This window comes from Gemmatimonas aurantiaca (assembly GCF_037190085.1).
Classification (GTDB): Bacteria; Gemmatimonadota; Gemmatimonadetes; order Gemmatimonadales; family Gemmatimonadaceae; genus Gemmatimonas; species Gemmatimonas aurantiaca_A.
Genome location: NZ_JBBCJO010000010.1, coordinates 204,018 through 225,476, shown reverse-complemented (window position 1 = coordinate 225,476; position 21,459 = coordinate 204,018). Strand labels below are relative to the sequence as shown.

The following is a 21,459-nucleotide window of genomic DNA, read 5'->3' as shown; positions in this document are numbered from 1 at the left end:
TCACGCCCCACGAAAAACGGGCGCGCGTTTTTCCCGGAACGCCTGCATCGCCTCCTTCACATCGGCGCTGGCGAAACACTGCTTGATGTGGACGAGTTCTTCGCGCAGTTGTGCATCCAGCGTCGCGCTGGCACTGGCCAGCAGCAGTCGCTTCGAGAGGGCCAGCGCGATGGGGGGACCGCCGGCCAGCATGGCGGCATACCGCGCAACCTGCTCCTGGAATTCCATGTCCGGGAGCACGGCGGATACGAGCCCGATGCGCCCGGCTTCATCGGCCGCGATGTCGCGACCGGTGAGCACGATGTCCATGGCGCGCGCCTGGCCGATCAGACGCGGCAGAAACCAGGTCACGCCGGCATCGGGTGACAAGCCACGTCTCGCATAACCGGCCGTGCAGATCGCTCCCGCCGCCAGCAGACGGATGTCACAGGCCAACGCCAATCCGAACCCGGCGCCGGCCGCCGCGCCGTTGATGGCCGCGATCACCGGCTTGTCGCACTGCGTGATGCTCTGCACCCAGCGACCGACCCAGTAATAGGGATCGAGTTTCTCACCACGCGTCGTACCCAGACCTGCGGGCTCGGACAGATCGAGTCCCGCGCAGAAGCCACGACCGGCGCCGGTGATCACCACGACACGGACCTCGTCATCCCGCGCCGCATCGCGCATGGCGCGTGGCAGCGATCCGGCCAGCGCGGGATTGACCGCATTGAGTCGCTCGGGTCGATCGAGCGTGATCGTGCGGACACCCGCTTCCGTGGTAGTCACGTGCAGATGGGGATACCCCTGTGTCGGGTCGGTCATGAGATCGTCTCCGGATTGTCACCAACGGATCGTCTTCCAGCGTCTTCCGCGAAAGTTTTCGCAGAGCTTTCGTGCGGAAGTTTTCCTTCGGAAGCTGGCTCGGACTCACGAAGTTACCACACGCCCCCACTTCCACGGATATGGGTCGTCCCGCTAGATCACTAGGGTCGGACGTCGCTGGTGGCGTATTCGACGCGATGGTCAGGCTGCACCTCCCGCCCGCTTCTGCCCGTATCTCCGGTCTCATGGCTCCTTCCCGCTCCGCCGCTGCCGTTCTTCCCAACGAGTCTCCGTCTGCCGACCTGGCGCCATTGCTGTGCAGCGATGCGCTGGCCCGTACGGCGTTCGAGACGTGCCGGCAGCACGAGCGTGTCTCGCGCCTGATCGCTCTCGGGGTATCGAGCAACGAACTGCAGGCAGCGCATGCCATGGTCGACACCATCGATCTCGCACTCGCCGAGGCGGTGCGCGATTTCGAGAAGAAGTGCGCCAAGGTGCCGGTGGCCGATGTCGCGGAGGTGCGTCAGGCGGCCAACAGCATGTGGCTCTCGGCGCGGGAATATCTGCGTCGGCACAGCATCGCCGAACGGGCATCCCGGCAGATCACGCAGGGTGACGATACCCTGGGCGATCTGCACTTCGAATACGAACTCGAAGCGTCGGCGCTGCTCGCGCTCAAGCAGGCGACCAACAGCTATCAGAAGCTGCGGCCAGACACCCGTTCCTGATTTTTTGTCGAGACCCGCATCACGCGCCTGTCCGTCAACCGGTGAGGGCGATGTCGAAGAGCAGGCGGCTGGGTTGTGGATCGCGGGTGAGATAGACCTGCAGCCGGTCGATGATGGCCGGTGCGGTGACCCGCAACGCGAGGAGTTCGCGCTCACGTGCGGGCGTGAGCGTGGGATAGAAACTCAGCGTGCAGTGCGGTGTGAAGCGGAATCGTGCCGCCTTGAAGGGCAATCCGCTCCGACCGATGCGTTCGTGCAGCGCGCGCAACGGACCATGCGGATCGAGCGGCAACGACACGATGTCGGTCTGCATGAAGCGATGCGGCGGCTCGAATGTCAGCGACATCGGCGGCGTGGAGGCGGCGATGGGCCGCAGCGCCTCCCGAATGCGATCCACCGGCGTATCGGTGGGAATGGGGCCCAGGCCCGACGATCCCACCACGGTGATGTGCGGCGGCGTGAGCCGTGCCAACTTCGGATCGAACCGCTGCTGGATCTCCCGCACGACAGCGCCCGCCTCACCGGTCAGTTCGGTGAGCACAAAGATCCCAAAAGCTGCGGCCATGCTCACAATGTAACGAACGGACACTCACGGTGGCTGCCATGCCGCGCTAATTTCGCGCCATGGGAGAAGCCATGGTGATCATCCGCGAATACGTGAACGAGATGGAAGCGCTCGTTGCCCGCAGTGTGCTCGAAGCACATGAAATCCCTGCCGTCGTGTTGCGTGACGATGCCGGCGGCATGCTTCCGGCCATGCATCTGCTGTATCCGGTGCGTCTCGCGGTGCGCGCGGCGGACAGCGTGCAGGCGCTGCGCATTCTCGATGCGCCGTTCGAAACCGACCCGTCGGACGATCCGATGGACGACGACGACATATCGCGCGGGCTCTGAGTCCCTCGTGAGTCGCCGCGAACCACCCGTGCGTGCCTGGTGAGCGCTCTGTGAACCATCCGTTTGCCGGTCTGGTCGTGCTGATCACCGGCGCGTCGAGCGGGATCGGCGCGGAACTCGCGCGACAATGGGCCGCTGCCGGGGCGCGCCTGGCACTCGCGGCGCGAGACGAAGCACGTCTCATGCAGGTGGCCGACGCCTGTCGGGCGGCAGGAGCCGATGCGCTGGTGGTGGTGGGCGATGTGGGCGTGGAGCAGGATTGCCGATCCCTCGTGGAGCGCACGGTCGCCCACTACGGCCGCCTCGACGTGCTCGTGAACAACGCCGGGCTCGGATCGAGCGCGCCGTTCGACACCATCACCGATCTGTCGATCTTCGAGACACTGATGCGGGTGAACTACCTCGGCAGCGTCTGGTGCACGGCGCATGCCCTGCCGCACCTGCGCAAGACCGCCGGACGCATCGTGGCCATCTCGAGTCTCACGGGACTCACAGGAGTGCCGAAGCGCACGGCCTATGGCGCCACCAAACATGCAATGGCCGGTTTCTTCGATTCACTCCGCATCGAACTCGAAGGCAGCGGTGTCTCGGTGACGGTGATCTATCCGGGGTTCGTGTTCTCCGAGATCAATCAGCGCGCGTTGTCGGCCGATGGCACGCCATACGGCGAGCGCGCCTACAAACGCAAACCGGGCGAGACGATGCCCACCGAGGAATGCGCGCGCCTCATTCTGCGGGCCACCGCGCGTCGTGACCGCGATCTCGTCATGACGTGGCGCGGCAAGCTGGGTCGTCTGCTCAAGCTGATCTCTCCACGCCTGGTGGACCGCATCGCCAGACGCGCGATCGAAACACGGCAGTAGCGCAACGACGATCGCCGCGAAAACCGCCGCGACGACCTGCCCACAACCTGTCCACCGACATCACGTCCGCTAGAATTCCGGCATGCGTGTCGTCACCGTGGACCCCGTCCACCCGGATCCGTCAGCGCTCGCCGAAGCGGCCGCACTCATTCGCGCGGGAGAGCTGGTCGCGTTTCCCACGGAAACCGTCTACGGCCTCGGTGCGAATGCCCTCGATGCCGATGCGGTGGTGCGCATCTACGCCGCCAAAGGGCGACCGGCCTGGAATCCCGTCATCGTGCATGCCGCGAATGCCGCAGAGGCACGCCGCCATGCCGCGACCTGGCCCCGGAGTGCGGAGCGACTGGCGGAACGATGCTGGCCCGGCCCGCTCACGCTGGTGGTGCCCCGCGCAGCCCACATCCCGGACGTCGTGGCGGCCGGCGGAGAGACGGTGGCCCTGCGCGTGCCCGCGCACCCGGTGGCACTCGCGCTCATCGACGCCGCCGGCTGTCCCATTGCCGCCCCCAGCGCCAACCGGTTCACGCGCGTGAGTCCGACCACGGCGCAACATGTCGTGGCGTCACTGGGGGATCGTGTGCCCCTCGTGCTGGATGGCGGGCCCTGTACCGTGGGAATCGAAAGCACGGTCGTCGACTGCGGAGAGGACGTGGTCACCATTCTGCGTCCCGGCATGATCGGACGGGAAACCCTCGAAGCCGCGCTGGACGGACTGGGGATCGTGGTCCGCCATGCCACGACGCCGGCGGTGCCGCATGGAGAGGCCATGGATACGGCAATGGCTGCGCCCACGGACTCGACGGCGCACATGGCGTCTCACGTGCCGCGTTCACCGGGCATGGCCGATCGCCACTATGCACCGCGGGCCGATGTCTGGCTGTTCACGCCCGCGCAGCGCGAGGAAGTGGAAACGGCGCTGCGGGAACGTGCGGAGACCACGGTGCTCGATGGCCTGCATCCCGTGATCGGATTGTTGCGCACGATCACATTCGGGAACTCATCGGTGCAGGCCATGGTGCAGACCATCGCCATGCCCGCTGCGCCCATGGCGTACGCGCAGGCCCTCTATGCGGCATTGCACGAGGTCGATGCACGCGGTGCATCACTGGTGCTCATCGAAGCCCCACCCGACGAGCCTGGATGGGATGGGATCCGCGATCGGCTGACCCGCGCATCGCGCTGACCGCGCCGTCTTCGAGTATGTTTTACGGATGTTACCTATCGATCTGACTGGAAAGCGCGCCCTCGTTGCGGGGGTTGCCGACGACAACGGCTTCGGCTGGGCCATCGCCAAAGCATTTGCGGAAGCCGGAGCCAGTGTCTGCGTGGCCACCTGGCCGCCGGCGCTCAACATCTTCCTGAATCTCCTCGAACGCGGAAAAATCGACGAGTCGCGTCAGATGGCCGACGGTTCCCTGCTGACCTTCGAACGCATCTATCCTCTCGACGCCGTGTTCGACACGCTGGCCGATGCCCCCGAGGACATCCGGGAGAACAAGCGCTACAAGGAACTGGGCGACTTCTCCATCGACGGTCTCGCGCAACGCCTCGTGGCGGACTTCGGCGCGCAACCGCTCGATATCGTTTTTCACTCCCTGGCCAACGGTCCCGAAGTCAAGAAGCCGTTGCTGGAAGTGAGTCGGGCCGGGTATCTCGCCGCGTCCAGCGCGAGTGCGTATTCGCTGGTGTCGATGGTGCAGCGTCTCGGACCGCTGATGCGTCCCAGCGGCTCGGTGTGCTCCCTCACCTACATGGCCAGTGAGCGCGCCATTCCGGGTTACGGCGGCGGCATGTCGTCGGCCAAGGCGCAGCTCGAGAGCGATACCCGCGTGCTGGCGTTCGAAGCCGGTCGCAAGTGGGGTCTCCGCGTCAACACCATCTCCGCCGGTCCGTACGCCTCGCGTGCGGCCAGCGCCATCGGCATCATCCAGACGATGGTGCAGTACTGCGAAGTGAACTCCCCGCTGCCGCAGACCCTCGACGCGCGTGAGGTGGGCACCACGGCCGCCTTCCTGGCCAGCGATCTCGCCAGTGGCATCACGGGTTCCACGGTGTACGTCGACAAGGGATACCATGCCATGGGCATGGCCGTGTCGATGGCGCCCGGCGCCGCGCCATCCGGCGACTGATTCACCGGGCATCCCGTCGGCACCTGCGCAGAACATCTGCTGAACCGTGACCACTCAGGAGCGCCCCATCGCAGCCCCCGGCTCTCCGACGGCGACCACCGTCCGGGGCCTGGGGCTGCGTGTGCGACTGCTCATCATGGCCCTGGTGACGATGGCTCTGCCGGTGCTCGTGGCGGCGTTCATCGATCTGCGGAAAGACGGACTCACCGGTTGGGCGCTCCTGGCAGGCGCACTGATGATCAGCTGTCTCATCGCCTATGCGGTCGGTGGGTTGATCGTGCGCCCGGTGGAAGCGCTCATTCACGACGCCCACGTGCTGTCGGCGGGACTGTCCGGTCATCGTTCGGTGATCCAGTCGAGCGACGAAGTCGGACAACTCGCGGTGGCGCTGAATCAGATGGCGGAAACGATGGAGCGTCGCACGGCGGCGCTGGCCGACAACGAGCGTCGCTACCGATTCCTCTTCGATTCCAATCCGCTGCCCATGTGGGCCTGGGACGCGGACACGACCAACATTCTCGCCGTCAATCAGGCCGCGATCGACAAGTACGGATACGATCGTGAGCACTTCCTCACACTGCAGATCGTCGACCTGCTCGATCCGTCGGAACTCGATCGATTCAGCGGTGCGCGGCTGCCGTTCTCGGAGTCCCGGCAGAGTGCGGGCAGCTGGATGCACCGCACCGCCACCGGCAAGCGCATGGAGATGGATGTGATCACCACCAGTTCGCGACGGCTGGGACGCGCGAGCTGGCTCTCGGTGGGCATGGACATCACCGCGCGGCGGGAAGCCGAACGGGCGCTCGCGCGCAGTGAGGAACAACTGCGGCAGGCGCAGAAGATGGAAGCCATCGGGACGTTTGCCGGCGGGATCTCGCACGATTTCAACAATCTGCTCACCGGCATGCTCGGCTACTGCGACCTGCTGCTCGCACAGCTCAACCCGAGCACCGAAGCCTACAGCGATGTGAACGAGATCCGGGCCCTGGCGGTGCGTGGAACGGAGCTGTCGCGTCAGATCCTCGCCGTGAGTCGCAAGGCCGTCCTGCAGCCCGCCGTGCTCGATCCGAATGCCATCGTCCTCGGCCTCGACCGGTTGCTGCGACGTCTGATCGGCGAACACATCGAGTTGCACACCCATCTCGACAGCGATGTCGGCACCATCCGCGCCGACGCCGGTCAACTGGAACAGGCGCTGCTCAATCTCGTCAGCAATGCGCGCGACGCGCTGCCGGCCGGCGGACGTATCGACATCCGGGTGGCGCGGATCTCGCCGGAGCAGCGGCAGCGTTTCACGCTCGACACGCACACCGAGTGGACGACGATCAGTGTGGCCGACAACGGCACGGGGATGAGCGACGACGTCAAGGCGCACATCTTCGAACCGTTCTTCACGACCAAGGAACGAGGCAAGGGTTCGGGACTCGGCCTGGCGCTGGCCTGCAGCATGGTGGAACGCGCCGGTGGAGAGATCCGGGTGGAGTCCACCCTGGGTGTGGGGACCGTCATGCATCTCCTGCTGCCGCATCTCGACGAATCGGTGTCGCGACCCAGTGAAGGCGACGCGGAAGCCGGCTCACTGGCCGGCACGGAGACCATCCTGCTGGCCGAAGACGAAGACGCGGTGCGCACCGTGGCGACGGCGGCGCTGGAGCGTCGCGGCTACCGGGTGCTCGCGGCGGCCGACGGTGATGCGGCCATGGCGATCTCGCTGGCCTTTCCCGGTCGCATCGCGCTGCTGGTCACCGATGTCGTGATGCCCGGGATGAACGGACGGGCGCTGGCCGATCATCTCGTCACGCAACGCCCGGGGCTCCCCGTGCTGTTCGTGTCCGGATACACCGACGACGACGTCCTGCGCAAAGGCATCACCACGGACGAGCGCACGCTGCTGGCCAAGCCGTTCACGTCCCTCGAACTCGCCCGGCGGGTGCGTGCCTCCATCGACGGCGTCACGAACCCGGGGTGATGCGATGATGAACTGGATTCTGATGGTGATGGCCACCATCGCCTCGATACTGATCGCGATGGTCGTGGGTGGGTTGATGATACCGGCGCGGGTCGATATCGCCCGATGTGTCTCCCTGGCCGCGCGCCGTGAGGATGTCTGGCGCCTCGTACGGGCGGTGGACCAGATCCCCGATTGGTGTCCATCGCTGCCGGCGTTCGAGGTGACCGCCGAGCAGGCGCCGGAGATGCTGTGGCTGCGCCTCCGCAACGACAGTCAGGACATCGTGGGTGAATGGCGTGTGCAGTTCGAGGAATCATCCGATGGACAGGGCGATCGCACGATACTGACGGTGTTCGAATCGAGCATCACCACCAATCCCATCCTGCGGTTTCTCCGGAGCTTCGGCGGCCGCACCGGACGCGTGGATCGGTTTCTCCGGGCCGCCGCGGAGCAGTTGGGCGAATTCGGCGCGGTGCCGCACGATCGCTAGTCAACCGGTGGACACCCATCCCGCTCGCTGGCGCATGCTGTGGCTCATTGCGCTGGCCGAGTTGCTGGGGATGTCGGTGTGGTTCACGGGCAGTGCGGTCGCGCCGCAACTCACGGAGCGCTGGGCCCTCACCACCACGCAGGTCGGCTGGCTCACGACCGTGGTGCAACTGGGTTTCGTGGTGGGCACGGCCGTGTCGGCCCTGCTCAACCTCGCCGACGTGGTGCCCGCACGTCGCCTGTTCGCCACCGCCGCCACGCTGGGGGCTGCCAGCAACGCGCTGCTGCTGCTCGCGCCTGGCTTCGGGTGGGCACTGGTGGCCCGGGCGCTCTGTGGCGCCTGCATCGCCGGCGTGTATCCCCCGGCCATGAAGATGGCCTCCACCTGGTTCCGGGAACGCCGGGGGCTGGCGGTGGGCACGGTGGTGGGCGCCCTCACGGTGGGCAAAGCCGCACCCTATCTGGCGCAGGCCGTGCCGGACGCCACGGTGGCCGGCGTGGTGTTCTGCTCGAGCGGCGCCGCGCTGCTTGCCGCCCTGCTGATCGGCTGGCGCTACCACGATGGGCCGCATGCGTTTCCGTCGCGCCGCTTCTCGTGGGGACTGGTGTCCACCGTGGTGCACGAACGCCGCTGGCGTCTCGCGACCGGTGGGTATCTCGGACACATGGCGGAACTCTATTCCTACTGGACGTGGATTCCGGCCTTCCTTGCGGCCAGCGCCGCGGCCCACGAAGCGACCGGCCGTGGGCACACGCCCCCCTGGATCGGTCTGTTGTCGTTCGGCGTGATCGCCGTGGGTGGCATCGGCTGCATCTGGGGCGGTCTCATGGCCGACCGCATCGGCCGCGCCCGTCTGGTGAACCGGGCCATGGCGGTGAGCGGCAGTTGTGCGGTGCTGGTGGGACTGGCCTTCGGGCGGTCATGGTGGCTGCTCGCACCCCTGGCGCTGACCTGGGGCTTCTTCGTGATCGCCGACAGCGCGCAGTTCTCCGTTCTGGTGACCGAGAGTGTGCCGCCCCACGCGGTGGGAACCGCCCTCACCATTCAGACCTCCGTCGGCTTCCTGCTCACCACGATCACGATCCAGATCATCCCGGTGCTGGTGGCGTGGGTCGGCTGGCCGTGGGCATTTGCCGCGCTGGCGGTGGGGCCCGCGCTGGGGATTCTCAGTATCAGGCGGCTGGCGAAAGAGTAGTGGGTCGTGGGTTCGGGGTCCCGAAACCCATCACCCTCCATTGCGTACGAGATACTAAAGTGATATCACTTCAATACCACCCCCTCCTGAGGTCTACAGACATATGCTCCGCGAAAAAGAAGCCCGACCGGCTCCCGGATTGCTCGTCGCTCTGCTGTTGTTCGTGGTGATCGCGGCCAGCGTGGCCGGTATCGTGAGCGGCGCCCGCTCGGATTCCCCGGTCATGGCCGTCGGCGGGGCGATCGCCATCAGCCTCGCGTCGCTCTGCTTCAAGGGGCTGTTCACCGTCGCCCCCAATGAAGGGCAGGTGCTGACGCTCTTCGGCAAATACCAGGGCACCGTGCGCACCCCGGGACTCTGGTTCGTGAACCCCTTCATCCAGCGGGCGTCGGTGTCGTTGCGCGTGCGCAACTTCGAGACCAACAAGCTCAAGGTGAACGACGCGCAATCGAATCCGGTGGAAATCGGCGCCATCGTCGTGTGGAAGGTGATCGACACGGCCGAGGCGATCTTCGAGGTCAACGACTATGTGCAGTACGTGGCGGTGCAGAGCGAGTCGGCGCTGCGGGCGCTGGCGTCCACGCATCCGTACGATTCGCACGGCACCGACTTGATCTCGCTGAGCACGCACCAGGCCGAAGTGAACAAGGGTCTGCTGGAAGCGCTGCACGAGCGACTGGCCAAGGCGGGCGTGGAGGTGATCGAAGCGCGTATCAGTCATCTCGCGTACGCGCCGGAAATCGCGGCGGCCATGCTGCAGCGTCAGCAGGCGAGCGCGATCGTGGCCGCGCGGCAGACGATCGTGGAAGGTGCGGTGGGCATGGTGGAACTGGCACTCGATGCACTCAAGAGCCGCGACATCGTGGAACTCGACGGCGAGCGCAAAGCGGCGATGGTGAGCAACCTGCTCGTCGTGCTCTGCTCCGAACGTTCGACGCAGCCGGTGGTCAACACCGGTTCGCTCTACACCTGATGTCCCGATGATGTCCCGACGCCCGGTGTTGTGTCATGGCTGACCGCAAGTCGTTCCTGCTTCGTGTGGACCGCGACGTGCTCGATGCGGTGCAGCGCTGGGCCAACGACGATCTGCGCAGTCTCAACGGGCAGATCGAGTTTCTGCTGCGGCGTGCGCTTCGCGATGCGGGGCGCGCGCCGTCCCCGAAGGCCGGTCGGCAGAACGACGCCGCTCCCGATTCCCATGATGCTTCCCATGATGTCCGCGACGATGCCGCCCGCACGGTCGACGACATCGATGGATCCTCCTCCGACGAATGAGTGTGTCATGCTGCACCTCGTCTTTCTTCGTTCCCGCCGTGCCGGCTTCTCCACGCTGCTGATCACCCTCTGCGCGTTGATGGCGGGCTTCATGTTTGCCCGTCTGGCGCGCGCACAGAGTGCAGGCGCACCGAACCCGTTGTATTTCGTCTACCTGCGCGGCACGGATACCCTGGGCACGGAAACCGTGACCATCGAAGCCACCGCGGTTCGCGGTGTGCTGGTGATGCGTGGTCAGCCTTCCATCACCTGGGTGCAACAGCGCAGTGGCACCACCCTCTCGGCGCTGAACATCGTGGTCCGGGCGCCCAATGCCGCGGCGGATGCCCCACCGGTGCAGGACGTCACGCTGACACCCCGCGGAGACAGTGTGGTGATCGACGCACGCGCCGGCGGTCAGTCGCGCAGTCAGACCGTGCCCAGCCAGAATGGCGCCATTCCCTTCATGGGGCAGTCGGTCACGCACGGTGCCATCGTCTCGCGCGTCGCGCGGCAGGCGAACCGTCGGGTGGTGCCGCTGTTCATGTCGGCGGGCGCACAAACCATCGAAGGCACCGTGGCCGGTGTTGGCGATACCACCACCCTGGCCATCAGCGGACTGACACTGCGCACGGTGTGGAGCGGTGAGGTGCCGGTGGAGATCGCGGTGCCCGCGCAGGGGCTCCGGGCGGTGCGGGTCGCGAAGGCCGTGGCCGCGCCGAGCGCGGAATCGGTGGACTATGGAGCGCCGGCAGGTGCACCCTACACGGCCGAACAGGTCACGATTCCCACGGTGCGTGGCTACACGCTCGCCGGCACTCTCACCAAGCCGTCCAGCAGAACAGGCCGGATGCCGGTGGTCATCACCATCAGCGGCAGCGGTCCGCAGGAGCGCGACTCGCGCATTCCCGGCATCCGCGGCTATCAGCCGTTTCGCGAGATCGCCGACACGCTGGGTCGACGGGGCATTGCCGTCCTGCGTTACGACGATCGGGGCGTGGGAGCGAGCGGTGGCGCCTCCACGCGCAATGCCGCCACGAGCGCGGACTTCGCCGACGATGTGCAATCGGTGATTGCCTGGCTCCGGACACGTCCCGATATCGACCCCACGCGCATTGCGCTGGCCGGACACAGCGAGGGCGGGTTGATCGCCCCGCTGGTGGCCGTGCGTGAGCCCTCGGTGCGCGCGATCGCCCTGCTCGCCGGGCCGGCGTACGATGGCCGCCGCATTCTCGTCCAGCAGAACGAGACGGTCATCCGGGAACTCTCCGATGTCACCGAAAGCCAGCGCGATTCGCTGCGTCGCAAAGTGCCGCCGGGGCTGGATTCACTCGAGCGTGCCAATACGTGGTTCGGCTATTTCATGCGCACCGATCCGCGTGTCGTGTTGCGGCAGGTGAAGCAGCCGGTGCTCGTGCTGCAGGGAGACACCGATCTGCAGATCACGAAGGAGCAGGCGGACACCATCGCCGCCACCTTGCGCACGGCGGGCAATCGTCAGGTGTCGCTGCACCACTTTCCGGCCACGAATCACCTCATGCTCGCCGACGCCACCGGAGCATTGAACGGGTATGCGTTGCTGCCGAACACGCGGGTACGCCGGGAAGTCCTGGGGACGCTGGCCGATTGGATGGTGCGGACGCTCAAATAGTACCGGAGCGCGCGTGCGGCTCATGGTCACCCATGGTCAGTCGCGCGCACTCCCCGGTGGGGCGGGAATCCGCAGCAGTGGCGTCACGATGGTCTCCGAGCTGATACGATCACCGCTGAAAAATCGACTCAGGACCGGCGCGATCCGGGGGGAAGCCAGCCACAGATCGTCATCGTGTCCCGCTCCGTCGAGCAACAGCGTGAACGAATGTGGAAATCCGCGACGCACCTCGTCGGCATTGGCGGGTGGTGTGCGTCCATCCATCGTGCCGCTCACGAAGAGCGTGGGGACATCCGATCGGACCGGCGCCCGGAACGCATCGCCGAGATCGGGCACACCGTACTCGGCGGCATTCAGGGCCATCCACGGAAAATTGAGCGCACGTCCGAGAACACTCTGTTGTTCGCCCTTCATCACCAACGTGCGACGGGCCGGTGTGGCGCCGCTCGCCAGATCCATCGCCAACGACATGGCAGCGGGCCGCAGCAGACCCTCCCGCAGACCGCCGATCAACTGCGCCACCAGCGACGCATCACCTTGCTGCACCATGGCCAGCATGACGGGAACGAGCGAGGCCGTCTGCGTACGTCCGAGCGCCACCGCCACGACGAGTTGCAGATCGAACGCGCCGATCATCATCGGTCCACCGACGCCGGGCGGGCCTGGCACCATGGCCGGGAGCGGACGCGCCTCCAGCGATCGCAACGCATCGCGCAGCGCCTGCTCGAGATCGGGGGTCAGTGTGCGGGCGATGGTATCACGCGCCGTCCACTCGGCAAGTCGACGCAGCAGGAGATCCGCATCACGCGGATCCTTGAGGGTGTGATCCGGCCCCTCCGTTCCCATCAGCACCACACGCTGGATGGCGCGGGGAAACCGACGAAGCGTGGCCAGCGCGAGATGTGTCCCGTAGCTCATGCCCCAGAGATTCACGCGCGGCACACCGAGCGCGCGCCGGATCATGTCGAGATCGCGTGCACTCTCCAGGGTGGTGTATGCACCCAGATCGACACCCTGGCTGCGCCACCAGGTCACGCAGCGCATGGTCTCGCGGCGTACGGCATCGAGATAGTGGGCCTCGGTCATCACCGAGTCGTTGCGCAGGGGTGCGACGCCCGGTCGTGGACATGCCGGTGGTGGATCGGAACGACCTGTTCCGCGTTGATCGAGCAGGATGACATCGACATGCTGACGCACCGCATCGAACACCGGCCAGCGACCGCCACGCGCCGCATCGATTCCCGATCCGCCCGGGCCGCCAGCCAGATAGATCACGGGCGCAGCGCCCGCAGTCGGATGCACGGCGCGTAACCGCACCATGCGCAACGTCTGCGTCGGTCCGTCCGGTTGATCGTGTCGACGCGGCACTTCGAGAACACCCAGTTCCGCGTCGATGGTGCCGTGCGCTCGCGTGACGAGTTGATAGGGCTCGAACCGGATTGGCGAGATTGACGGGCGCGTATCGGGTTGTGTCATGGCGACGGCGGGAACAGGCAATACGGGCAGTCCTGTCACGACCATGGCCAGTATGAAGCCAATGGCTGATATGGGAAACGTCGGGAGAATGTGCATGCCCCACACTGCCACCACGACCCACACGATGGCGCGATCGATCGGCCAACGGCACCAGCACTCCGCCGAACGGCACCGGATCGACATCAGGGGTGTGCTACCTTCCCCACATGGCCTTCAGGATTGCGTCACGCCTGCGTCTCGCGCTCATCCCGTTTCCACTCATCGCATTGCTGCTGGTGGGGTTCCACCTGAGCAACGGCCCGATGGGGGTGCGTCTCGAACCGGTGGGCATGCGGCTCGAGCAGGATCCACCGGGACAATGGCGGCCACTCGATGGACAGATGTCGGCGATGTGGACCGGCCCGTATCTGCTGCAGTATCGCGTCCGACTCACCAGCGCGGAGACGGCGCGTCCTCTGGGCATCCTCATCGGTGTGCGCGGCGCCAGTGAAGCTACGTGGGATGCCGAAGCGCTCCCGTCCAACGGGATCGTGGGAAACAGTGTGGCGACGGAAACACCCGGTCGCATCGATTGGATCGTACCGGTACCACCTGCCCGTGCCACCGTGGGCACGCACACGCTCGTCATCCGCGCATCGAGTCAGCACCTGAGTCGCGGTTTTTCCCGCGCCGATCTCCAGGTGGGTGTCCAGCCGCTCGATGATCTGTACGGTAGGCGCTATCGCGCCTGGCTGCTGCCCACGCTGGCCATGGGATGCCTGCTCGTGGCGGCTCTCTATGTCGGCGCGGTGATCGCCCGTACCGGCGCCAGACAGGGAGCCTGGGCGCTGCTCGGTCTCTGCCTCGTGGGATTGGTGCTTCCGATGCTCGAGGCGTGGCGGCCGCTCGTGGGCTATCCCTACGATCTGCATCGGACGCGGTTGCTGGCCATCCGCGTGCTGACGGCCCTGTCGGCGTTGCTGCTGCCGGCGTACTTCGCGCTGCGTTTCGACACACATCCCACCAAGGCACGACGGGCAGAGCGGGGACTGTATGGGCTGGCGATCCTCATCATCATGGTGTTCGCCTCCACGTTCGATCTGGCCAGTTGGCTGCTGCATGTGAGCGGGCTGTCCATGTCCTTGCTCATCACCTACCGCGCCGCACGTCATGACCCGGACAATGCCGCCAGCATGTTCACCGTGCTGCTCGGCACGACACTCGCCGCCGCACTGATCGCTCCGGCCGTCTACATCGATGGCCTCTACATGATCGCCTTTGCCGCGATCCTCGTCACGGTGCTGCTGGCCCATGCGGGATACCTGCGGGCTGGCGCCGAGCGCAGCGTGGCGCTCGAAGCGACGCGGGCGCGCCTCCGCACCGCATTGCTTCGCCACAGCATTCATCCGCACTGGCTCATGAACACGCTCACGTCATTGCAGGAACTCATCGAACGTTCACCAGCCAATGCCAGTCGCATGGTGGAGTTGCTGGGCGAGGAGTTCCGTCTCGTGCGCGCGGCCAGCGAAGAGACATGGATTGCCGTGGACGACGAGATCGCGCTCTGCCGGACACACCTCGCCATTGTCTCCATCGGGCGGCCCCGTCCGCTCGTGCTGCATCTCGAGGGGACATCGTTGTGGCAGGACCTCGCCCTGCCGCCCGGTGTGTTGCATACGCTCGTCGAGAATGGCCTCACGCACGGCGTGGGCGTGGTGTCGTCGCATGACACGATCGATCCTCAGCCCGACTTTCTGCTGCAGGCGGAGCACATGGGCGACACGCACCTCGTCCTGCGGATGTCGGTTCGGATGTCCGTGGCCTTGCGCACCTCGGGCGCGGCACGAACCGCCACGCCCGGAACCCCCGGCACCGGCACCCGCTTCATCGAGGCAAGTCTGCGTACCGCATTCGATACCGACTGGCGCTTCGAACAACGCCCGCAAGACACCCGATGGGTAAGCGTCCTGGTGCTGCCACGAGCCGTCATGCACCGCGGATGGCAGGAGCGCGCCACGTGCTGAGAATCCTCGTCGTCGAAGATGAGCCGCTGGTGCAGCAGCGCATCGTGCGCCTGTGCCGCGAACTCCTGGGGTCGTCCACATCGATCGACAGCGCGGCGTCCCTGGATGACGCCGAGGACGTGTTGCGGCGACTTCCCATCGATGTGCTGCTGCTCGATCTCAACCTGCAGGGAGAGGACGGTTTTTCCCTGCTGCATCGCGCGATCGCCAGCACGTTTCACACCATCGTCATCTCGGCACATGCCGACCGTGCGCTGGAGGCGTTTGCCCTGGGCGTGCTCGACTTCCTGGCCAAACCCTTTCCCCGTGCGCGACTGGCCCAGGCGCTCGAGCGGGCACAAACGGCGTCCCGCACGTCGGGGCGTGCCGCGCGTCAGCTCGGGGTGTGGCGGGTTCACGGTGTGACCCTGATCCCGGTGGAGGACATCGCCTGGATCCAGGCCGATGGAGACTACTGCGCGCTGCGCCTGGTGAACGGACGACGGGAACTGCACGACAAGACCCTCGATCGGCTGCAGCAGGTGTTGCCGGCGGCGTTTGTGCGCATCCATCGCTCGTATCTCGTGAACATGCACCTCGCGGATTCGCTGCTCGTGGAGAGTGGTGGCCGGTATCGTCTCCGCATGCAGGGCGGCATGGAACTCCCGGTGGGGCGTTCCCGCGTGCAATCCGTCCGCGAGCGATTGCTGTAAGACGCCATATTGGCGGCGGCGAGGGGCATCAGCCCGGGACATCACGTAGATTTTCCATTCCGGCTTGCGACGACGCCGGCCCTGCCCTCTCTACCAGTCCCTCGAATGCGTTACGCTCATTCTGCCTTCGCCACCGCCGGCCTGGCCTCGGTCGGCTTCGCGCTCGGCGCCTGCGCGCCCAAGTCCCCACCCGCCGCCACGCCGGCGCCGGCACCCGCGGCGGCCCGACCGGCCGCCGGTCCGGCCCCGACGGCAGGACCGACGGGCGGACAGCCCGGCGGTGGTGCCCCTGGTGCCTCCGGCCAGGATCCGCAACCTCGCCCGTACGGCGCCGTCATCACCTCCCGCGCGGTCACGAAGAACGGCGTCTTCAAGGTGCATCAGGTGGGCGCACGTCTCTACTTCGAGATCCCGCGCACCGAACTCGGAAAGGACTACGTCGTCGTCACCACGCTGGCCGGCACGCCCGACGAAATCGGCATCCGCGGCACGCAGGGTGGCAACAATCTCGTGCGCTTCGAACGACGCGACAATCGCGTACTCGTGCGCGAGGCGTCCTATCGGGACATCATCGCCGATACCGCCGCGTCGCAGCGTCTCGCGGCGGAGCTCATCGGCGTCACCAAGATCCTCACGGCGCTGAACATCGAAGCCTATGGCCCCGACAGCTCGGCGGTCGTGGAAGTGACGCGCATGTTCACGGGCGGGGTGCCGGAATACTCGGCGCTGGGTCGCCGCGCGCAGGTCGATGCCGCGCGTTCGTACATCGAACGGTTCGCCGCCTACTCGCGCAACGTGAACGTCACTGCCGTGCAGACATTCACACCGCAGGGCGCGGCGTCCGGCGGTGGCGGTCCCGGTGGCCCGGGCGGCGCGAACGCCACGGCGCCCACCACCGAGAAGTACACCTTCTCGATCGCGAAGCTGCCGGAAGATCCCATGATGCCGCGGCTGCAGGACGACCGCGTGGGATACTTCGGCGTGATGCAGCGCGATTTCTCGGGCGCGACGCAGCGCGTGGAAGCGCGTCGTTACATCTCGCGCTGGCGTCTCGAATGCAGCGATCGGAAGGTCGGCAATCTCTGCGTGCCGAAGAAGCCCATCACGTACTACCTCGATCCGGCCACCCCGGCCTGGCTCAAGCCGTGGATCCGCAAGGGCATCGAAGCCTGGCAGCCGGCATTCGAGGCGGCCGGCTTCTATCAGGGTATCATCGCGGCCGAAGCGCCCACCAACGATCCCGATTTTTCGGGTGAAGACGCCACGGTGAGCATGGTGCGCTGGCTGCCGTCGGCCACCGAGAATGCCGTGGGTCCGTCGCTCAAGGACCCGCGCACCGGCGAGATTCTCGACGCCGACGTGCAGACGTATCTCAATGTCATGAATCTCACGCGGGCCTGGTACTTCACGCAGGTCGGGCCGCTCGATCCGCGTGCGCAGAAGCTGCCCTTCCCCGACACGCTCGCCGGCCGCCTGCTCGAATACGTGACGGCGCACGAAGTCGGTCACACCCTCGGCTTCCCGCACAACTTCAAGGCCAGCTCGATGTATCCGCTGGACTCGGTGCGCTCGAAGACGTGGGTGGCGAAGATGGGCCACACGCCCACGCTCATGGACTATGCCCGTTTCAACTATGTCGCCCAGCCCGAGGACGGCATCGCACTCGACGATCTCATTCCGAAGGTCGGACCGTACGACGTCTACGCGGTGAAGTGGGGATACAGCCCGATTCCCGGCGCGCGCACGCCCGAAGACGAACGTCGTCAGCTCGATCAGTGGGCACGCATGCAGGACACGATCCCCTGGTATCGCTTCAGCAACGACGCCGGTGCCCAGGGGGCGGACCCCGCGGAGCAGTCCGAGGCCGTGGGTGATGCCGACGCGGTGCGCGCCACCGCCCTGGGCATCAGGAATCTCAAGCGGGTGATGGGCTTCCTCGAAAGCGCCACCGCGTGGAAGGAAGGCGACACGTACGAAAATCTCGAGGAGCTGTATGGCCGCACGGTGAACCAGTGGGCCACGGAACTCGCGCACGTGTCCCGCATCGTCGGTGCCGAATACCGTCAGCAGAAGCGCGTGGGGCAGACGGGACCGGTGTGGCGCAACGTGGAACCGCAGCGCCAGAAGGACGCGGTGCAGTTCCTGCTCGACAACGCCTACGTCACCCCCACGTGGCTGCTTGACGACAACATCCTGCGTAAGTTCGAGGCGAACGGTTCGCTGAACCGCGTGGGGGCCGCGCAGGCGCGTTCGCTCACCGCGCTGCTGGCCAACGATCGCCTGGCGCGCATGGTGGAACTCGAAGCGCGTGCGAAGTCGCGCAACGAAGTGTATCCGGTGGCCGACATGCTGGCCGATCTGCGTCGGGGTCTCTGGAAGGAAACCGCCACCGGTGCACCGATCGATGCGTTCCGTCGACGGCTACAGCGGGTGTATCTCGAGCAGATGGCCGCCAAGATCAATCCGCCCACACCGGCTGCCGGTGGACAGGGTGGCGCGCCCGCCGGCTTCGGACCGGCGCCGGTGAGTCCGGCCGATATCCGCGCCATTCTCAAGAGTGAGATGCGGGCGCTCGACACGCAGCTCGCGTCGGCCATCGGCCGCACGGGCGATCGCATGAGCCGGGCACATCTCGAAGACGCACGCGATCAGATCAAGACCATGCTGGACAAGAAGGACTGATGCGTCGCGACCTCATTCCGCATGTCATGCCCCTCGCGGCGGCCGCGCTGATGGCCGCCGCGTGCAAACCGGCCAGCAAGCCGGCACCGGCCGCGACCCCCGCCAACAATCGTCCACCGGCGGCAATGCCCGCGGGCCAGAATGCCCCCGGGCAACCGGGTGGCGGACAGCCCACGGGGGGACAACCGCCGGCCGGTGTGCCCAATCTCGGAGCGCTGGCCGGCGCGTTGGCTGGTGCGCAGGGAGAGCCCACCCCGCGCCCCTACGCGTCCGTCATCACGGCGCGTGCCCGCTCGAAGCAGGGCGTCTTCGATGTGCATCAGATCGGTGCGCGCCTCTACTTCGAGATCCCGGCGTCGCAGCTCGGCAAGGACTTCATGGTGACCACCGTGCTGGCCGGCACCAATGCCGCGATCACCGGCAGCACCAACGGTCCCACACGGCTCGTGCGCTTCGAACGCCGGGACAACCGCATCCTGCTGCGCGACGTCAACTACAACAACGTGGCGTCGGATACCACGCTGCAGACCGAACGCGCGATGTCGCTGATCCAGTTCTATCCGATCATCGCCGCGTTCAATGTCGATGCGTACGGCAAGGACAGCGCGGCGGTGATCGACGTGACGCGACTGTTCGTGGGTGGGGTGCAGGAGTTCACCGCCAATGGCCGCCGGGCCGTGGTCGATGCATCACGGTCGTTCGTGGACAAGTTCTCGGCGTTCTCCCGCAACGTGAACGTCACCGCCATCCAGACGTTCACCCCGCAGGCGACACCCGGCGCGGCCTCGCTCCCGATCTTCGGCGGCGGCGCGCCCACCAGCACGACGGAAGCATACACGTTCTCCATCGTGCGGCTGCCGGATGATCCGATGATGCCGAGGCTGGCCGACGAACGGGTCGGATTCTTCTCGCGCACGCGTACCGACTTCGGCTCACGTGAACAGCGCGTGCTGCCGCGTCGCTACATCAGCCGCTGGCGCCTCGAGTGCTCCGACCGGAAACAGGGCAACCTCTGCGTCCCGAAAAAGCCGATCACGTACTATGTCGATCCCGCCACGCCCACCTGGCTCGTGCCGTGGGTGAAGGCGGGCATCGAGGAATGGCAGCCGGCGTTCGAAACCGCCGGGTTTGCCAAAGGCATCGTGGCCGGCGAAGCGCCCAACGATCCCGATTTTTCGGGCGAGGACGCGAGCGTCGCGATGATCCGCTGGCTGCCGTCGCCGGTGGCCAATGCGCAGGGACCCAGCCTGGTCGATCCCCGCACCGGCGAGATCATCGATGCCGACGTGCAGATGTATCACAACATCCTCGACCTGCAGCGCGACTGGTATTTCTCGCAGGTGGGGCATCTCGACAAACGTGCGCAGACGTTCCCGTTCCCCGATTCGCTGATGGGCCGTCTCATCCAGTTCGTCGTGGCACACGAAGTCGGGCACACGCTGGGCTTCCCGCACAATTTCAAGAGCAGCTCGATGTACCCGCTGGATTCGATCCGCTCGAAGACGTGGGTGGCGAAGATGGGACACTCGCCATCCATCATGGACTACGCGCGGTTCAACTACGTCGCGCAACCGGAAGACAACATTCCGCTGTCCGATCTGGTGCCGAAGGTGGGCGTGTACGACAAGTACGCCGTGATGTGGGGATACTCGCCGATTCCGGGCGCCACCTCGCCGGAGTCCGAACTGCGACAGCTCGATGCCTGGGCGCGCATGCAGGACACCATCCCCTGGTATCGTTTCGCGAATGACGCCGGTGCCGGCGGCGCCGATCCCGGTGAACAGTCGGAAGCGGTGGGTGATGCCGACGCGGTGGGCGCCACCACACTCGGCTTCAAGAACCTCGCCCGCGTCATGAAGCTGGTGGATGGTGCCACCAGCGGCGACAAGACCGCCGATTTCTCCCTGCTGCGTGCCACCTACAACGGCGTCATCAGCCAGTGGGCGCTCGAAGCCAACCACGTGACGAAGATCGTGGGCGGTCTCGACCGACAGGAGAAGCGGCAGAGTCAGAGCGGTCCGGTGTGGACGCCGGTGTCACGCACCCGGCAGAAAGCCGCCGTGAAATTCCTCGTCGATCAGGTCTTCACCACGCCGACCTATCTCATCGACGTGCCGACGCTGCGCCGGCTGGAATCGGAAGGCAACATCAACCGCGTCGTGAACGCCCAGTCGCGCACGCTGAACAGCCTGCTCGCCAACGCCAAGCTGCAGCGTCTGGTGGAAATCGAAGCCACGTCCACCAACCAGGCCAACGTGTACCCGCTGGGCGAGATGCTCTCCGACGTGCGCCGCGGCCTCTGGAGCGAACTGGCGAGTGGCAAGCCGGTCACGGCCTACCGTCGGCGGCTGCAGAACAACTACCTCGAGATGATGGCGGCCAAGATCAAGCCCCCCGCGCCTTCGCCGGTCGAGGCCCAGATCGCACAGCTGCTGGGCATGCCGCTGGTGCAGCCGCGGGACTTCCGGGCGATGGTGAAGGACGAGATGCGGACGCTCGATCGGGAGCTCACCGCCGCGATCGGGCGTACCGGAGACCGGGCCTCGCGGGCTCACATGCAGGACGCCCGCGATCAGATCAAGACCATGCTGGATACCGACAAGTAGAAAATCAGTGGGGCCGGATGTCACGGACGACGGCAAGTCGA

General features: G+C 66.2%; 18 protein-coding genes. 15 read left to right on the top strand and 3 right to left on the bottom strand.

The window, feature by feature from the left end; translation table 11 throughout:
- A complete protein-coding gene (locus WG208_RS13255) occupies positions 1-804 on the bottom strand; it encodes an enoyl-CoA hydratase-related protein (RefSeq protein ID WP_337171846.1) in 804 nt (267 codons plus the stop codon).
- A 245-nt stretch (positions 805-1,049) separates the two neighbouring features.
- Between WG208_RS13255 and WG208_RS13250 the strand changes: the two genes are divergently transcribed.
- The gene (locus WG208_RS13250) at positions 1,050-1,532 is read left to right on the top strand and encodes a hypothetical protein (RefSeq protein WP_337171845.1); all 483 of its coding nucleotides are present in this window, start codon (positions 1,050-1,052) and stop codon (positions 1,530-1,532) included.
- 34 nt (positions 1,533-1,566) lie between these two features.
- Here the strand turns inward: WG208_RS13250 and WG208_RS13245 are convergent, their stop codons facing one another.
- Positions 1,567-2,097: a 2'-5' RNA ligase family protein gene (locus tag WG208_RS13245; RefSeq protein WP_337171844.1), complete on the bottom strand. Its 531-nt coding sequence runs from the start codon at positions 2,095-2,097 to the stop codon at positions 1,567-1,569.
- A 59-nt stretch (positions 2,098-2,156) separates the two neighbouring features.
- Here WG208_RS13245 and WG208_RS13240 point away from each other — a divergent pair, with 59 nt between their 5' ends.
- The 10 genes from WG208_RS13240 to WG208_RS13195 all read left to right on the top strand — a co-directional run bounded on the left by WG208_RS13240 (position 2,157) and on the right by WG208_RS13195 (position 11,959).
- Entirely contained in the window at positions 2,157-2,426 is a 270-nt protein-coding gene (locus WG208_RS13240) for a DUF2007 domain-containing protein (RefSeq protein WP_337171843.1), read from the top strand.
- 50 nt (positions 2,427-2,476) lie between these two features.
- Positions 2,477-3,289 (top strand): SDR family oxidoreductase, encoded by an 813-nt coding sequence (locus WG208_RS13235; protein WP_337171842.1) that lies wholly within the window; start codon positions 2,477-2,479, stop codon positions 3,287-3,289.
- A gap of 82 nt (positions 3,290-3,371) precedes the next feature.
- Positions 3,372-4,472 (top strand): L-threonylcarbamoyladenylate synthase, encoded by a 1,101-nt coding sequence (locus WG208_RS13230; protein ID WP_337171841.1) that lies wholly within the window; start codon positions 3,372-3,374, stop codon positions 4,470-4,472.
- A gap of 28 nt (positions 4,473-4,500) precedes the next feature.
- On the top strand, positions 4,501-5,418 hold the full coding sequence (locus WG208_RS13225) for an enoyl-[acyl-carrier-protein] reductase (protein ID WP_337171840.1): 918 nt from the start codon (positions 4,501-4,503) through the stop codon (positions 5,416-5,418).
- 46 nt (positions 5,419-5,464) lie between these two features.
- The gene (locus WG208_RS13220; protein WP_337171839.1) at positions 5,465-7,387 is read left to right on the top strand and encodes an ATP-binding protein; all 1,923 of its coding nucleotides are present in this window, start codon (positions 5,465-5,467) and stop codon (positions 7,385-7,387) included.
- A gap of 7 nt (positions 7,388-7,394) precedes the next feature.
- Entirely contained in the window at positions 7,395-7,859 is a 465-nt protein-coding gene (locus WG208_RS13215; RefSeq protein ID WP_337171838.1) for a hypothetical protein, read from the top strand.
- A 34-nt stretch (positions 7,860-7,893) separates the two neighbouring features.
- On the top strand, positions 7,894-9,054 hold the full coding sequence (locus WG208_RS13210) for an MFS transporter (protein ID WP_337171837.1): 1,161 nt from the start codon (positions 7,894-7,896) through the stop codon (positions 9,052-9,054).
- A 103-nt stretch (positions 9,055-9,157) separates the two neighbouring features.
- Positions 9,158-10,027 (top strand): SPFH domain-containing protein, encoded by an 870-nt coding sequence (locus tag WG208_RS13205; RefSeq protein WP_337171836.1) that lies wholly within the window; start codon positions 9,158-9,160, stop codon positions 10,025-10,027.
- A gap of 35 nt (positions 10,028-10,062) precedes the next feature.
- Complete coding sequence (locus WG208_RS13200; protein ID WP_337171835.1) at positions 10,063-10,329, top strand: hypothetical protein; 267 nt, start codon at positions 10,063-10,065, stop codon at positions 10,327-10,329.
- 7 nt (positions 10,330-10,336) lie between these two features.
- Entirely contained in the window at positions 10,337-11,959 is a 1,623-nt protein-coding gene (locus tag WG208_RS13195; RefSeq protein WP_337171834.1) for an alpha/beta fold hydrolase, read from the top strand.
- 36 nt (positions 11,960-11,995) lie between these two features.
- On the opposite strand, the gene WG208_RS13190 is transcribed toward WG208_RS13195, so the two are convergent.
- Positions 11,996-13,618: an alpha/beta fold hydrolase gene (locus WG208_RS13190; RefSeq protein WP_337171833.1), complete on the bottom strand. Its 1,623-nt coding sequence runs from the start codon at positions 13,616-13,618 to the stop codon at positions 11,996-11,998.
- A 23-nt stretch (positions 13,619-13,641) separates the two neighbouring features.
- Between WG208_RS13190 and WG208_RS13185 the strand changes: the two genes are divergently transcribed.
- From WG208_RS13185 to WG208_RS13170, 4 genes are all read left to right on the top strand, one after another.
- Positions 13,642-15,438 carry a histidine kinase gene (locus WG208_RS13185; protein WP_337171832.1) on the top strand — a complete coding sequence of 599 codons (1,797 nt, stop codon included), beginning with the start codon at positions 13,642-13,644 and terminating at the stop codon, positions 15,436-15,438.
- Positions 15,432-16,130, top strand: coding sequence for a LytTR family DNA-binding domain-containing protein (locus WG208_RS13180; RefSeq protein WP_337171831.1), 699 nt, complete (start codon positions 15,432-15,434; stop codon positions 16,128-16,130). The genes WG208_RS13185 and WG208_RS13180 overlap by 7 nt, the downstream gene beginning before the upstream one ends.
- 105 nt (positions 16,131-16,235) lie before the next feature.
- On the top strand, positions 16,236-18,812 hold the full coding sequence (locus WG208_RS13175) for a zinc-dependent metalloprotease (protein ID WP_337171830.1): 2,577 nt from the start codon (positions 16,236-16,238) through the stop codon (positions 18,810-18,812).
- Complete coding sequence (locus tag WG208_RS13170; protein ID WP_337171829.1) at positions 18,812-21,418, top strand: zinc-dependent metalloprotease; 2,607 nt, start codon at positions 18,812-18,814, stop codon at positions 21,416-21,418. Before WG208_RS13175 ends, WG208_RS13170 begins: the two co-directional genes overlap by 1 nt.
- Positions 21,419-21,459: the final 41 nt, after the last annotated feature.